The sequence below is a fragment of the Allobosea sp. 05T439 genome (genome assembly GCF_056396005.1).
Genome location: NZ_JBFTKP010000077.1, coordinates 1 through 13,041 on the forward strand (window position 1 = coordinate 1; position 13,041 = coordinate 13,041).

Sequence of the window (13,041 nt, forward strand, 5' to 3'; positions counted from 1 at the left end):
GGCATCGTCGAGGCATCGTCGATGCAGACATGGGCGAACTCCCAGCCCGCCCCGACGCTGCGGCCGGCGCTGCGATCCCCGGTGACGCGATGCCCCGGCTCCCTGAACCGGTTGAGCTTCTTGATGTCGAGATGGATCAGTTCGCCSGGGAGGGCGCGCTCGTAGCGGCGCGCCGGCTCGGCCGGGTCGAGGTCGCGCATCCGGCTCAGCCGCGCTCGTCGCAGGATCCGGCTCACCGTGGCCGGCGAGACCTGAGCCTGCTTGGCGATGGCCTTGCCGCTCAGCCGCTGGCGCCGCAGCGCGATGATCTGCTCGACCTGGCCTGCCGGCGTCGGGCGATGCAGCCGGCGCGGACGCGACGAGCGGTCCGCCAGCCCGGCCATGCCCTCGGCGGCGAAGCGGATGATCCATTTATGGACGGTCTTGAGGCTGACGCCGACGCAAACCGCGATCGCGCTAAGCGCACGCCCTTCTGCCGCCCACCGCACGATCCGCTCTCGACCCAGCTGCGTCAGACGGGCATTCTTATGGATGTTCATCCGGTCCTCCTTCGATGGAGACTGAAGCTTCGCAACCTCAGCTTCCTCGCTCGGGACCGGATGGACAACCTATTGAGAGCTCACAGCTTGGCAATCAGTCTTGGAGAGCGGCCCTAACGATAAAAGTCCGCCACCCTAGCTCTTGCCAACGTCAGCTATCGGGCAGGTGATGGCGAAATAGCTTCAATTTCCAGCGCGGGGCCGATCAGCGGCGCGGGCCGGTCGTAGTTCCGGTCGTGCGCCCGCTGGAATCGCGGAACGTCGTCGTCCCTTGGCTGTCCGTGCTGGCGCGCCCGGTCACCCGGCCTTGCGCATCGTAAAACGTCTGGCTGCCTTGGCTGTCGGTCACTGACCGGCCCGTGACGCGCCCGGAGCTGTCGCGGAACGTCTGCTGCGACTGCTGGGCCGAGGCGCTGCCGGCGAGAGCAGCGAGCGCCAGGGCGAGGATGGCTGCCTTGGACATGGTCGCCTCCGAGTTCAGGCGCTTTATCAACGCTGATAATCCGCCCCTCGGCGATATGATGCCGTGACATCTTCACCCGCAAGCCGGGACACGAAATGCTAGCTGGGACATGCTCGGCGAGGCGAATTCTCAACCGTTTGATAACGTGGCGCGGCGAATGAAGGGATACTCGCGGGCTACAACGTTGGCGATGCCGCCGCAGCATTGACAGCAGCCTCATTGCGACTATCCCGCCAAGCTCTTTCGATGCGTTCAACGTTATTCGATATTGAGTGAAGTTCACTATCAACTTGTTTAAGCATCCGAACGGTTTCACTTGTATTCTCAGCGATGCTTACCAGCGTAAGCGCTCCACCGGCCAGAAATGCTGACACCACGAATACTAGGCCCGCAATGATGATGCCCGCGAAAAAGGGACCTCGCGTCAGGGCGGCCGCCAAGACAAGGACTGTCGGTATGACGACGATGAGCAAACAGACCGTCCCGAACGTGGACACAATGAACTCTCGAATTCGCTGATTGACCATGCGTTCGCTCCGTCACCGTCTCTGTGAGATACGTCGCCTGCAAGTTGATCCCGACAAGGGCAGGCGCGTTGACGTGGATCAAGTCGGTCCCGGCAAGCATCCTTTGTCGCGGCACTGGCGACGGGGATAAGAAACCGACCTTGGCTTGCGTCGGCTACCCGCAGTCGTTGTGGCGCATCGCGTGACCGAGCCGCCGCCGATCATTCTCGATCTGATCGTTCAACGCAACGATGGCTGGTATCAAGTCGGCCTCACGACGAGGCTCCCGGTCCAAGCCAAGTTCTGCTCCGATGCCTGTCGGCAGCGCGCCCATTGCAGCCGATTAGCCGTGACAACGCCATGCCCAGCGAGGCAGGTAACGATACACGGCCCCAGCGACCCTGAGCGCAAGCAATCGCCGCCGAGCTGGCGCTGCACCCCGACGTGCTCATCCCAAGATCGCGTTTGCGTGTCGAGTGCCCGGCGATGATATCTGCCACTGAAGAAGGAATAACAAAGAGCTGAACGACTTTCTGGCTCCCCGTCTTCAAAACAATAACAATACGTATTCATAGAGGCATCGGAATAACGAAGCGACCACAGGACTATGGTTGCCTTATCCTGAAGATCTCTTCTGAACTGGCTCCAGCAAGACACTGAAATGGCGTCGCAGTTGTGTTTTGTCGTTCCACCCCGCGCCATGATCCAGTCGCCGATGGTCTTGACGCGCTGCTCCGAGGATTCGCCCCTGACATACTCCTTGGGTAACTGAAAGCCGTCGCCGATCAGGGATTCCTTGACCGGGGCCGGGGCCGGGAGGGGGACGATCTTGGGTGGTGCGGAAGAGTGCCTGTCGTTGACCGCGACGCCAATGGCGACGAAGCGCCCGACGGAACAGCCCGCGAAAAAGGGCTTCCAGCGATCCCCCATCAGAGCAGACTGTCGCTGCTGGACTTGGCCGCCGGTGTCGTGCGGCTGTCGTTGCGCTCGTCCCAGATCTCGGTCCACTCGCGGGTGGCGGTGTCCTTGATCTTGGTGAAGTAGCTCATGTTCTCGAACCCGTAGCAGTAGAGGGTGTCGGCCGAGGCCGTCTCGCGGCAATAGGTGCTGTAATTGCGGCTGCTGTTGGCCGGATAATTGAAGAGCGCGACCGCGAGCGAGCCGCCGCCGGTCAGGTTGACCACCCAGAACGAGCCGCAGACCTTGTCCTTGGCGTTACAGGTTCGCGAGTATCGGCCGCCGCGCTCCATGATCCATTGGGCGATCTCGCTGCGGCGGGTGTTGTGATCCTTGCCGACGACATACTCGCGTGGCAGGTTGCTGCCGTCGCCGATGATCCGGCCGCGCTCTGCGGCCATGGTAGGGAGGGCGAGGGTGGAAACGGCATAGGCCAAGAGTAGCAGGCGACGCATCTGGCGGGTCTTTCCAGTTTTGAGGGATGATCAGAGCAACTGGTCCGTGCCATTGGCGGGGATGGTGCCGTCGCTCTTCTTCTCGTCGCGCTCGTTCCAAATCGTCTCCCACTTGCCCGACGCCGAGTCCTTGACCTTGCTGAAATAGGTCGCGCTCTGGAGGTTATAGCAGGCGACGGTGTCCTTAGTCGGCGAGGTCCGGCAATAGGTCGTATAGTCCTGCGTGCCGTCGAAGTGCTCAAAGGAGCTGAGCCACAACACCCCGCCATTGGACAGCACCAGCTTGCTATGGAAGGCGCAGCGCTTCTTCTTGGCGTCGCACTCGCGATCAGTCGTAGATCCGCGCTCTTTCATCCAGGTGAGGATCTCGATAGCGCGCGCGGCAGGTCCCTTCCCGGCGACGAATTCGCGCGGGAGGTTGATGCCATCGCCGATGATCTTGCCGCGCGGCGTGTCGGCCGCGCTGGCCGGGTCGGTCAGGAGGATGCCGCAAGCGGCGAGGACGGCGGCGGAGCAGGCCGAGAGCAGGACGCGTCGCATTCTGTTGGTCTTTCAGCTTGAGTACTGGTGTGGTCTCCCGAGTATTTGGTGGCTTGGCCTCTATGGGGCTTGCTATCTCCAGCCAAATTTTTGCTCACTTCCACCAAAGGCAGCTTCAGCGGCGGCGGTCACTTGCGGGAATACGGGCGCTGACCAGTACAGGGCGTAGCCGGGAACGATGCCCACTATACAGCCAAGCTCGACTATTGTTACGTAACTATCGGCAATCGGCCTCCCTTGTTACATAACATTGTCCCGCAATCCGCCTTGCAGCCCCGGTCCCGTATTGTTACATAACGGATCTGTTCTGTTACGTAATGAAGGCGGGTCGAGATGGGTCTGAGCAATGCCGAGCGACAGGCGCGCTTTCGCGCCAAGAAGGCTGCCGAGCTGGAGGCTCTGCGCAAGGCTGCAGCAGCCGCGCCCGAGCCCGAGGACGAGCATGAGCCCGGCGACGAGGGAACGGCCCAGAGCAGGCCGCAGCGTCGCCGTGGCGGCACCCTGAGCAACGCCGAGCGTCAGGCTGCATGGCGCGCCCGGAGGGAGGCCGAACTCGCCAAGCTGCGCAAGGCCGCAGCCAAGACCGAACTCGCCAAGCCGGCCGCCGAATCCAAGCCAGAGCTGGCCAAGGAATCCGCGCCAGAGCTGGAGGAGGAATCAGACCCGGACGACCAGCCCGCGCATCTTGCGAGGAGCAAGCCGAAGCCGGCGAAGCGGCAGGCCGCTCGTCCCGCGCGTCAGCGGCGCGAGGGCGACCATTTCGGCATTGTGGCCGACGAGCTGCAGGAGATGGTGAGGTTCTGGAAGAAGCTGCCAAAGCCGAGCCGGCCGGTGGATCTGAACTGGCTGCGCAATCCTGACCCGCACAGCGTCGAAAAGATGAGGGCGGCGCTGGAGCTGCTACGCCCCAAGATGGCCAATGCCGAGGAGTGGCTAGAGGCTGCGAAACAGGAGATCACGCGGCGGAAGGGCAAGCGCTAATCGTTACGTAACGAAACAGGCAGGAAGCGGGTTAGATGGAGTTCTGAACTCCCTCTATTGCATCACCCGCGCCGCGCGCTCGATGGTGACCGTGGCAGCCCTGCAGCAGCCATCCGAGGCGATGGCGACCAGCCCGCAAGGGCGAGACGAGATGCATCCTCTGGGCGCGCTCTGGGCCTGCGCAGATGGCTTTGACGGCGGGGGCGCCGTCACCGTCGCAGACGTACATGACGACCGAGGCCGAGCCCCGCGCATCGAGCGCGAGGACGGGAAAAGGCGGCGAGAACTCGCAGCCGTTGACGAAATCGACGGCCAGCCTTGCGAAGCGCGCTTCGTAACGAGGGCTCATGGCCGGCGAGGATTGCACCGCAAGCTGGCCCGGAAAATTCTCGAAAGTTCAAACCACATTCCGCCGGGCCGACCAGCGATTCCGACCGCGCCTGTAGTGCATCAAATCCCCAACCTTTCGGAATTTGGTACACTACGGCCCATTATGTTTGTCCGCTGGCAGCTCTACCGATCACAGGCACTCTACCCGTGGCACCGCGAGGGGAACGACCGGCATGCGTACCTTTTCATGGCTGCTCGGATTTCAGGAGGTCAGCGCGTTCTCGCACGCATTCAAACAATGGACCGGGATGGCGCCAAGCCAGATGCGGATGGCCGGCGTCGCTCTTGGCATGTGACTAGGCCGCGCAGGAACAGCTCGTCGTTCCTTTTACCTCGCTTTGCCCAACAAGGCGGCTGGTACGAGGAGGGCGCGAAATGGAGCAAGGTGGCCTTGACGTTCCTTGCGCTGTTGCCGACCCGTGAGCGGCTAAGCGGGCGTTCAGCCACGCCAGATCTGGAGGGCCGCTTCGATGAATTTCTGGCGTGATTTCGAGCGGGGCCACATACCCTGTGTCTCAAGCCAGCCGAGCGTCGCGTCGAGGTAGCTGCTTAGCCAGACGCTAATGTCATGGAGCAAGACGTAGCTGAGGCGAAGGTTGATGAGGGCCACGAACGCGATCGCGCTGTAAGCCAGGAGATCCCGGCGCTCCGCCACCGATCCGCGACGGAAAACCATCACGACGCAATAGATGAGAGCAGCAAAAGCAGTCGCCATGATCCCAGGGATCAGGGCCATGATCCAGAGAAGGGCAAACCGGTTAGCTAGGACTGACTTCGCGCCGGACTGGATCCAGACACGCGCCTTGTCGAAGGTCGTCTGGATGGACGCGGTGGCGTTCTCGATGACGGGGACGCAGCCACATTCCCGGCAAACCATGGCATTCTGAACAAGAGCTGCACCGCACGAACGGCAACGCGCGGGCAGCGGAGGTAGTTCGGTCATCGCGTCGACCACTGCCGGGCCATCCGCGCGTGGTGCATGACATTGATGGTCTTGGCTGAGCTGTAGGCGTCGATCATCGCCCAGATCCAGATGATCCAGCCCAGCAACACGAACCAAAGCGCAATGCACAGCAGGATCATGGCAATGCCCTTGCCGACGTGGCCGAGGTAGAATTGCCCTACGCCTGGAATTAGGAAGCTGAGGAAGAGCGCCAATCCGGGGCTTTTGGGCCCGAACTCGCCGTAGAATTCGGGCCCCGGCATCGGGGCGGAACCGAAATGCTGCGTGATCTGAACGACCGAGCCGCCGCCCTCGTTCCGCACCGATGTGTCGACCGGGTTCGGAGGCAGAACGGCCGGCACGCCGGTACCGAGACTAATTGCGGGCGCACCCGACTTCCCGGGAAAGAGCGTCGCGAGCACCTGGTCCGCAGCGGCCTCGATCCAGCCAGCCTCGCCCACCGGGCAGACGTTGGTTTTGGAATTTACCCTGCCTTCGCGAACAAAATCGCGCAGGGCATAGCCCGAGTACGGGCCGTAGGGCTTGCCATCGATGTAGAGATGCCATTCGCGATCCAGCGGATGCGGCGGTGGCGGCACGGGAAGAGCGCTCCCCGTGCTTTCCCGTATGGGATCGATCTCGCTCATCCTTCAGACCTTCCAGTGAATGACGCGAGTGCTGCAGATCATGTCATGCAGCGCCTTCTTCTGATCCGTCCAGCCGACCATGAAGAACCCGATGTAGACCGTGATGCTTGAGATGACGTAAGCCAGCATCCGTCCAAAGGCGAGGCCGTACCCAACCTTCTGTCCATCAGTCCGGATGACCTGAATCCCAAGCATGCGTTTGCCAGGGGTCGCTTGCCATGTCCCGCCGGTGAAGACGATGTAATACGCGAGACTGCTGGACCAGCCTAGGATACCAGCCCAAACGCCGATCGCCTCTGGAGAGACCGCGCCACCGGACAGTGGCGACATCAGCAGGCCCGTTGCAAATGCCACCGCGATCATCCACGCCGTAACGCAGACCGAATCGATAAGGTGGGCGCCGGTTCGGATCCAAAAGCCAGCAAACCTGTGCCCGTCAACTGCGTAAGCAGGATAGCCCTGCGGAGCCTGACCCTGCGGGGCGAAATCCTGCTGGACGCGAACCTTCGGAACGCTGTTCGGCAACGGCGGAGGCGAGCGTTCTGCGAAAAGCGACGCAAAGAACGGGATTGAGCCGGCCTGCCTCCACTCCGAGCCGCCGGCAAGCGCGATGTTGGTCGTGCCGATAACCTTGCCCGAGCCAATCATGCCTTTGATGTCCTGACCCGTGTACGGGCCGAGAGCCTTGTCGCCACTATGGACATACCACGATTGGTCAAGCGGATGGGCTGGTGGGGTAACGTCAGCAGCGTTGGTCACGGATGGCTCCAGGCAAGGATTAACGTTGGATAGGACCTAGGCCGGGATACGGGAAAATCGCGCGCCTCGATTGCTAAGCTCCGCCAAATGCTTGTTCCTTCCAGCCTGGCCACTTGGCTTCGTTGCGCTGCGGTAGTGGAGCTCCACCGACGCCGCGCATGGGAGCTAACGTCGATAGGCCTGCTGCACGACAAGACCCGCCCGCCAGGGATAGCGCCGCTTGCGTCCGAACTCGTCAACAAGGTCGTGGCGCTGACGCTGGAACCGCCCGATCACGAGGCGATCCACTGGAGGGTTGTCACCGCGCGCGCGTAGTGAGCCCGATGCCGGATGGCACCTACCGCGCACCGCATCACAGAAACGTAGATCGCAACCTGATGAGCGTGATTGCGCGCAAGGGCCCCGAACTGGCACTGTTAATCGACAACGAGACCCCCGCTGGTGCCAGCCATTACCCAGCTGGCAGAGGGGATGAGCATCGGCACGCCGGTCACGGCACGGGTGACGTGGGCGAGGATCACGTCGATGGTGGTGTCGACGGCGGCATCCAAGGCGCGCCTGTTCCCGGCACGCGCAACGCCAGAACACGGCGAGCGGGACCCGCGGGGGACTGTCCGACTGCCCCGCTGCTGGCGAGCGTTGCAACGCGGGAGGCGGACGTGATCTGCGCCGTTGCAGCTGGTACAATTGCGAGCGATGGCGACACCGACGGGATCACCTGGCACGTTAGGCCGAGGCCTGTCCGCATCACAGCGCAGCGAATGCTCACGGGATGTGGGCCTGCTACTTCATGGCCCAATACCGAGACATCCCGCTCGGCCAGCGCCATTTAGCGAAGCCAGAGTGCTACCACCACTAACAGCAGTCCGGCGAAGATCAATCCTTACGAGCGATGCCGACCAACGCAACGGCGGCAAGTGCCGCCGTGCCGAAGAGTGCAAGCTTGAGTAATATAACGGCTCCATTTCGCCTCTTCCCCGCGCGGAACCGGATCTTTCCGTGTGCTCGTTTATTTAGTGCCTCACCGATCAAGGGAACTACGCGCGTGAGCATCGCGAAGTACGTGAGTAATAATCGGTATTTGATCTATGGCCCGCTCAGAAATTAACTTCACGGGATCATAGCTCGTCAGCTTTCCTCAACCGGTGCAACCGGTACGGGGGGTGAGCGCCTATTCCAGAAATTCCGCGATAATGATTGCGAACCCGCTTGCTATCAGATCAGACTGGGCCGCCGCTCCACCATTGGCACTTCTGGAAGCGAACAGCCTGCTCTTCCGGGCTGACGCCCGTAGTTGTCACCATAGTAGCGCTGTCTTTGGCCACATTCTGTCGAGTAGAATTACCATCGCCTGTGGGCCGTATGTAATAGCAATACTGTCCCGATGGGCTTTTCGCGTTACCGCTTGCGAATGTCCATCCGCTCGTAATCTCACCATCGCCGTGAGTAACCGTCTTAAAAATCGTGACCGTCGTGCGTATCGCCGGATCATCGTCGGATTTCTGTTTCGGCAGTACCGCGGGGGCTTGAGCAGGAACCGTTCCCTTGACCGTGACAGTTGATCCGTCCGCAAGCTTTACGGTTCCGCCCTCCTCGAGTTTCACGGCCCCCCCGTCTGCGAGCTTGACATCGCCTTCGGCCTTGACCGTGCCTTCGACCTTTAGGGTCGGCAAGCTCGCGAGTGCAGCCTTCAACATCTCTAGATCGACACGCTGGTTATTCGCCCACACCATTGCTGCTATGCCGATTGAGAGTGCGAGACCGCCAATGCCGATGCCGGCGCCGATGCCAATCGCCTTGTTTCTAAATGCTGCCGAGTTCGCTTCTCGAACAAGGCTATCAGCGACGTTCGCATCGATTGGCGATGTTGATGTAATCACATTCATTACGTCGTCCTCCGTTCAGTTGCGCCGCTGTGGCTCGCGGTCAGCGGCGTTTGAGTGGCGAGGCGTTGAAACCAGTTGCTAAGGGTCGGCGTGATCACGACCGCTGTCGGGCGGCCATCAACCCGTGGCTCATCAGTTGCTGGGTACCGAGTAAACGACCCATAGACGGCGAGGCTGGCCGCGATCGCCGTCGCGAAGGCGGCAAGCAGGACGAAGACCAGCAGGACTGCGTGGACTTCCCTATCGGTTACGTCATGCGGCGACTTCAAAAATATCATTGCGGCGTACGAGTGCATTTGGCTCGCGGCAATTGCTTCCCTGCGCCGGCTTTCGGCGGCCGTTACGATCTCAGCCGCCTGCGCAACCTCACTAGCGATGCCGCTGAGTTCAATCTCTCCCTGAGCGATTGCTTTGGCCTGCTTGTCACGCTCGTCCTGTGTCTTGATGTATTGCCCCTGCATCGTCGCTCCGGACCAGGGGGGGGTTGTGGTGACCGGCCGCTTTCCGATCACTCTCCCGCTTCGATCGCGGGTAGAAACCCAGGTTGTTACGGGCTTCGGCGGGGGGCCGAACTGCTTCAGCGTCTCGGGCAGTCCGGTAAGTTGGGCGTCAAGTCTGGCCAATTGGGTCTTGCGACCATCGTTAGCATTTTTGGGTCCTGCGAGCTTTGCCTCCAATGTCTCCTTCTGAGCTTTCGCTTTGTCGACCGCCATTGTGGTCGCGACGACTTCGCGAAGTCGGTTGGCAAACAATTGCTCGTACACGACGCTCATGCTTTTCGTTGTCACAAAAACAGAGAGCAGTGCCCCGATGAGCATAAGACCGCGAACGGCGCGACGACGGTGAACGGCACCCAGAAACACCAGCCCAGACCGGACGAGTTCGCAAGTCGCCATGGCAAAGGCCCCGGCCATTGCCGAGAACCAGAATGCCGATTTGCCGAACAATAACCGCTCGCCGGTATCGCCACGCTCGGCGATTGCCCAGTTCACGACCAAAATTGCGACGACAATGATTACCTCCGCGGCGAGTGCGCAGATGAGCGTTTTCCAATTGATCGTGACGCGCCGCCACTTCTTGGCGGGTTGCGGTTGCGCCACCGCATCATTAGCCGCCTGGGTGGGCGGTATGGTGAAGACCTTACGCGGATCGTCCTTCGGTCTAGGTATCATTGGTATCGCCCTTTGGATTGCCTGCTGAAGCCCGGCCTGCGCTACGCAACGGCTAGAGCGAGGCTTGGGTTGTAGGTTTCCGCAGCCGACATATTGAGTTGGCCATTGGTTTCGGGATCGGCCGGCTTTGTGCTAGCCAGACGCCGACAAGCGGAGCGGGGCTAGTGAGAAGTGACGCTCACGATCGGAGCAAAGCCGACGCGATAGGGGGATCCGTAGCGCTGTGCGGAGCCGGTTGGTCTTATTCATCAAAATCTGCCCGATCGGACGCTCTTGCCATAACGGCGACGCGCGGCGGGTTGGCCTCGACGTCCGGGATCGGGCGTCCCTGAAACGCACCAACTGTGTCCGCGAAGGTTCGCCCTTCCGGGAATGGCGTTTTTGCGCTCCACTGCGAATTATGGGCAGCAAGTTCGGCGGCTTCGCCCAATCTAGCCCCTCTACCGACGACCGTAGCCGCATCACACGCGTTGCAATTGCACGCCTTGTCAGTGCCGGCATTCCGGTTGCGCCTCCGGTAAGTGATGTTGTTTTGGTCTTGGAGATATTCGCTGACCACAATCGAGGATGCCGAGCGCGTAGGGCACTCAACCTTACAGAAGGCGATGAAATCCCACGTCAGTTGCAAAGTCTAGATCAGTTGCCAAGTCTAGAGTGAGCGAATATCAATTGATGCTTTCGATTTCGACGTCCGCATCGGTGCCGAGGGGGGCGGATACATAGATCAGACAGCCCTCAGAGAAAGATGTGAGGCTTGGATACTTGGCCAACATATCCTCGCATAAGGTCGGGCTCGTGATGCCCTGTAACTCGGCCCACTCGTATCCAGCCTTGTGACCGGAACAGTCGTCGGTGCATTCGTACCCACCGAATGTCCGGTCAGTGCCGGCAGCTGCCGGCACTGAAAGGCTGAGAAAGGACGACGCGAGGGCCACGATGGCTAAAGTGGCGTTTTTCACGCGGCTGCTCCTTAGCAATAACCGCCACGGCCACCCGAACGACAGCCCGACGCCCGGCCGCCGCAAGAAGAGCCGTCGCTTGCGGTGTCGTAAGAATTCGTACACCTAGCCTGAGCAGAAGAAATCGCGGCGATCTGCCCAAAAATCATTGCAGAGGCGAAGGTAAGTGCAGCGATAATTCGCATTTCTAGACGACCTTTCGATTTTTCTGAACTGTAGAAGCTTGGGCTGGAGAGTAAGCTTTCGGCTCCTAACTTGAGGACGGTCAGCCAGTTGCCGGCGTCCTCCACGCTAAAATAGGTTGCCGCGGCCTTCTTCACTTGTTATTTTCCGCCAAAGCATTGTGCGTCCCAGACATATGCGGGGAGTTCGACTTTGCKACGCGACCTGGTCTCCCTGCCGACGACCCGAGCGGGTATCTCGCGCCTGGTCGTCAGTCGCCTGGCCAGCGCCGGCGTGCGGGTTGGGCCACTCCTGCGGGATGTTGGCCTGACCGAGGAGATGCTCGCCGATCCCCATCAACGAGTGCCTGCCCGGCGTCAGGTCGCATTTTTGGACCGTGCCGCGACCGCGCTTGAGGATGACTGCCTTGGCTTCACCCTGGCGGAGGAATTCGACCCCCGTGCTCTCGGGCTGCTGTACTACGTGATGGCGTCGTCGCAAACGCTCGGCGAGGCACTGCAACGAATTGCCCGGTACAGTTCGATTACCAATGAAGCGCTGGTCTTCAGCAATGCACAGGGAAGCGAGTTCACCATCACTCTGACCTACGCCGGCCTTCCCCGCCATTCCGACAGGCATCAGGCCGAGTTCTGCATTTTTGGAGCAATCCGGATTTGCCGCATCCTGACGGGATCAAACCTCGTCCCGCAACGCGTCTCGATCGCTCACCACCGATCGGGCGATACCTCTGCGATGACACGGTTTGCTGGGACCAAGGTGGAGTTCGGCGCAGATGTCGATGCCTTCGTTCTGCACGCTGACATGCGCGAACGCCCTCTCGTGAACGCCGATCCTTACCTCAATGAGCTCTTGCTAGACTATTGCGAGGCGGCGTTGTCGTCCCGCACAAGCAATGCGAGCCAGCTGCGAGTCAGTGTCGAGAATGCGATCGCTCCGCTGCTGCCTCATGGCAAAGTTCGCGCGGAGCTAATAGCCCGTCACCTGGGCATGAGCGAACGGACGTTTGCGCGAAGGCTCGCCGATGAGGGCTTGAGCTTCTCGGAAATCCTCCAGCAGATGCGGCGCGACCTGGCTGTGCGCTATCTCAGCGACCGCGACCTCCATGTCTCGAAGATTGCTTGGCTATTGGGATTTCACGAGGTCAGCGCGTTCTCGCACGCATTCAAACAATGGACCGGGATGGCGCCAAGCCAGGTGCGGTTGGCCGGCATTCCGAGCTGATTGATCTCGTTTCGCCAGGACGGACGTTCGTTTCCAAATATTGCTGCCGCTCGAGATGCGAATGGGACGGACGTGCGGACACGACGAGTGGCATCGCCGAGTTATGCCTGCGCGAGGCGATCGCCTCATCAAGTTACTATGGTTGGTCGAAGGAGTTCGACGCCTTCCAGCCCGGATTGCCGAATTCGAGCTGGCCTGGCGGAGTGACTGGCGGCCTCGCGCACGCTCGGGCGGTCGAACCTGCTGCACGACATGGCGAGCCGTGAGGGCCGGGCGCAAATAGGCCGAGCTGCGGAGGGAATTCTAGATGTGTAGTCCCGAAATCTGATGGTGCATCATCGATCCTGAGTCGTCAGGAGGAGGATGCATTATGGGAAGCGTTCTTCATGGCAGCGCCCGCACGACGGCGCGTGTTCGAGCCGAGCTCCAAGGGTCGAAAG

Annotated in this window: 17 protein-coding genes and 1 pseudogene; 4 read left to right on the forward strand and 14 right to left on the reverse strand. The window is 61.0% G+C overall.

The genetic code is table 11. The annotated features are described in order from the left end of the window. From AC1DIO_RS34195 to AC1DIO_RS34220, 6 genes are all read right to left on the reverse strand, one after another. The coding region (locus tag AC1DIO_RS34195; RefSeq protein ID WP_476854841.1) for a leucine zipper domain-containing protein at nucleotides 1-539 on the reverse strand (539 nt) is incomplete at its 3' end. 205 nt (nucleotides 540-744) lie between these two features. Continuing rightward, nucleotides 745-1,002 carry a hypothetical protein gene (locus tag AC1DIO_RS34200; RefSeq protein ID WP_476854842.1) on the reverse strand — a complete coding sequence of 86 codons (258 nt, stop codon included), beginning with the start codon at nucleotides 1,000-1,002 and terminating at the stop codon, nucleotides 745-747. A 176-nt stretch (nucleotides 1,003-1,178) separates the two neighbouring features. Next, the gene (locus AC1DIO_RS34205; RefSeq protein ID WP_476854843.1) at nucleotides 1,179-1,529 is read right to left on the reverse strand and encodes a hypothetical protein; all 351 of its coding nucleotides are present in this window, start codon (nucleotides 1,527-1,529) and stop codon (nucleotides 1,179-1,181) included. Between the two features lie 240 nt (nucleotides 1,530-1,769). Further along, on the reverse strand, nucleotides 1,770-2,438 hold the full coding sequence (locus AC1DIO_RS34210) for a hypothetical protein (protein WP_476854844.1): 669 nt from the start codon (nucleotides 2,436-2,438) through the stop codon (nucleotides 1,770-1,772). After that, nucleotides 2,438-2,920, reverse strand: coding sequence for a hypothetical protein (locus tag AC1DIO_RS34215; RefSeq protein ID WP_476854845.1), 483 nt, complete (start codon nucleotides 2,918-2,920; stop codon nucleotides 2,438-2,440). The genes AC1DIO_RS34210 and AC1DIO_RS34215 overlap by 1 nt, the downstream gene beginning before the upstream one ends. Nucleotides 2,921-2,950: 30 nt before the next feature. Continuing rightward, the gene (locus AC1DIO_RS34220; protein WP_476854846.1) at nucleotides 2,951-3,460 is read right to left on the reverse strand and encodes a hypothetical protein; all 510 of its coding nucleotides are present in this window, start codon (nucleotides 3,458-3,460) and stop codon (nucleotides 2,951-2,953) included. A 333-nt stretch (nucleotides 3,461-3,793) separates the two neighbouring features. Here AC1DIO_RS34220 and AC1DIO_RS34225 point away from each other — a divergent pair, with 333 nt between their 5' ends. Next, nucleotides 3,794-4,441: a hypothetical protein gene (locus AC1DIO_RS34225; RefSeq protein ID WP_476854847.1), complete on the forward strand. Its 648-nt coding sequence runs from the start codon at nucleotides 3,794-3,796 to the stop codon at nucleotides 4,439-4,441. 829 nt (nucleotides 4,442-5,270) lie between these two features. Here AC1DIO_RS34225 and AC1DIO_RS34230 read toward each other — a convergent pair. The 3 genes from AC1DIO_RS34230 to AC1DIO_RS34240 are packed head-to-tail and all read right to left on the reverse strand — an operon-like array spanning nucleotide 5,271 to nucleotide 7,180. Then, nucleotides 5,271-5,786 carry a hypothetical protein gene (locus tag AC1DIO_RS34230; RefSeq protein WP_476854848.1) on the reverse strand — a complete coding sequence of 172 codons (516 nt, stop codon included), beginning with the start codon at nucleotides 5,784-5,786 and terminating at the stop codon, nucleotides 5,271-5,273. Then, a complete protein-coding gene (locus AC1DIO_RS34235; RefSeq protein ID WP_476854849.1) occupies nucleotides 5,771-6,421 on the reverse strand; it encodes a DUF4339 domain-containing protein in 651 nt (216 codons plus the stop codon). Before AC1DIO_RS34235 ends, AC1DIO_RS34230 begins: the two co-directional genes overlap by 16 nt. A gap of 3 nt (nucleotides 6,422-6,424) precedes the next feature. After that, complete coding sequence (locus AC1DIO_RS34240) at nucleotides 6,425-7,180, reverse strand: RDD family protein (RefSeq protein WP_476854850.1); 756 nt, start codon at nucleotides 7,178-7,180, stop codon at nucleotides 6,425-6,427. Nucleotides 7,181-7,357: 177 nt separating this feature from the next. Here AC1DIO_RS34240 and AC1DIO_RS34245 point away from each other — a divergent pair. Further along, a pseudogene (locus tag AC1DIO_RS34245) lies at nucleotides 7,358-7,477 on the forward strand (IS630 family transposase); the annotation flags it as partial. Nucleotides 7,478-7,596: 119 nt separating this feature from the next. On the opposite strand, the gene AC1DIO_RS34250 reads toward AC1DIO_RS34245, so the two are convergent. From AC1DIO_RS34250 to AC1DIO_RS34260, 3 genes are all read right to left on the reverse strand, one after another. Beyond that, on the reverse strand, nucleotides 7,597-7,731 hold the full coding sequence (locus tag AC1DIO_RS34250; RefSeq protein ID WP_476854851.1) for a hypothetical protein: 135 nt from the start codon (nucleotides 7,729-7,731) through the stop codon (nucleotides 7,597-7,599). Between the two features lie 669 nt (nucleotides 7,732-8,400). Next, nucleotides 8,401-9,066, reverse strand: coding sequence for a hypothetical protein (locus AC1DIO_RS34255; RefSeq protein ID WP_476854852.1), 666 nt, complete (start codon nucleotides 9,064-9,066; stop codon nucleotides 8,401-8,403). After that, nucleotides 9,066-9,839, reverse strand: a complete 774-nt coding sequence (locus tag AC1DIO_RS34260) for a hypothetical protein (RefSeq protein ID WP_476854853.1) — start codon at nucleotides 9,837-9,839, stop codon at nucleotides 9,066-9,068. The genes AC1DIO_RS34255 and AC1DIO_RS34260 overlap by 1 nt, the downstream gene beginning before the upstream one ends. Nucleotides 9,840-10,104: 265 nt before the next feature. Between AC1DIO_RS34260 and AC1DIO_RS34265 the strand changes: the two genes are divergently transcribed. Then, the gene (locus AC1DIO_RS34265) at nucleotides 10,105-10,266 is read left to right on the forward strand and encodes a twin-arginine translocation signal domain-containing protein (protein ID WP_476854857.1); all 162 of its coding nucleotides are present in this window, start codon (nucleotides 10,105-10,107) and stop codon (nucleotides 10,264-10,266) included. Between the two features lie 637 nt (nucleotides 10,267-10,903). Here AC1DIO_RS34265 and AC1DIO_RS34270 read toward each other — a convergent pair. Together AC1DIO_RS34270 and AC1DIO_RS34275 are read right to left on the reverse strand one after the other, a co-directional pair. Beyond that, the gene (locus tag AC1DIO_RS34270) at nucleotides 10,904-11,197 is read right to left on the reverse strand and encodes a hypothetical protein (RefSeq protein WP_476854854.1); all 294 of its coding nucleotides are present in this window, start codon (nucleotides 11,195-11,197) and stop codon (nucleotides 10,904-10,906) included. 11 nt (nucleotides 11,198-11,208) lie between these two features. After that, nucleotides 11,209-11,517 carry a hypothetical protein gene (locus tag AC1DIO_RS34275; RefSeq protein WP_476854855.1) on the reverse strand — a complete coding sequence of 103 codons (309 nt, stop codon included), beginning with the start codon at nucleotides 11,515-11,517 and terminating at the stop codon, nucleotides 11,209-11,211. Between the two features lie 55 nt (nucleotides 11,518-11,572). On the opposite strand from AC1DIO_RS34275, the gene AC1DIO_RS34280 reads away from it, so the two are divergent. Continuing rightward, nucleotides 11,573-12,601, forward strand: a complete 1,029-nt coding sequence (locus AC1DIO_RS34280) for an AraC family transcriptional regulator (RefSeq protein WP_476854856.1) — start codon at nucleotides 11,573-11,575, stop codon at nucleotides 12,599-12,601. The last annotated feature ends 440 nt before the right edge of the window (nucleotides 12,602-13,041 follow it).

Excerpts from the sequence above, each read along its gene's own strand:
- AC1DIO_RS34220 (WP_476854846.1), bottom strand. The coding sequence starts at position 3,460 with ATGCGACGCGTCCTGCTCTCGGCCTGCTCCGCCGCCGTCCTCGCCGCT.
- AC1DIO_RS34255 (WP_476854852.1), bottom strand. The coding sequence starts at position 9,066 with ATGAATGTGATTACATCAACATCGCCAATCGATGCGAACGTCGCTGAT.
- AC1DIO_RS34205 (WP_476854843.1), bottom strand. The coding sequence starts at position 1,529 with ATGGTCAATCAGCGAATTCGAGAGTTCATTGTGTCCACGTTCGGGACG.
- AC1DIO_RS34265 (WP_476854857.1), top strand. The coding sequence starts at position 10,105 with ATGAGCGTTTTCCAATTGATCGTGACGCGCCGCCACTTCTTGGCGGGT.
- AC1DIO_RS34225 (WP_476854847.1), top strand. The coding sequence starts at position 3,794 with ATGGGTCTGAGCAATGCCGAGCGACAGGCGCGCTTTCGCGCCAAGAAG.
- AC1DIO_RS34215 (WP_476854845.1), bottom strand. The coding sequence starts at position 2,920 with ATGCGTCGCCTGCTACTCTTGGCCTATGCCGTTTCCACCCTCGCCCTC.
- AC1DIO_RS34235 (WP_476854849.1), bottom strand. The coding sequence starts at position 6,421 with ATGAGCGAGATCGATCCCATACGGGAAAGCACGGGGAGCGCTCTTCCC.
- AC1DIO_RS34210 (WP_476854844.1), bottom strand. The coding sequence starts at position 2,438 with ATGGGGGATCGCTGGAAGCCCTTTTTCGCGGGCTGTTCCGTCGGGCGC.
- AC1DIO_RS34200 (WP_476854842.1), bottom strand. The coding sequence starts at position 1,002 with ATGTCCAAGGCAGCCATCCTCGCCCTGGCGCTCGCTGCTCTCGCCGGC.
- AC1DIO_RS34260 (WP_476854853.1), bottom strand. The coding sequence starts at position 9,839 with ATGAGCGTCGTGTACGAGCAATTGTTTGCCAACCGACTTCGCGAAGTC.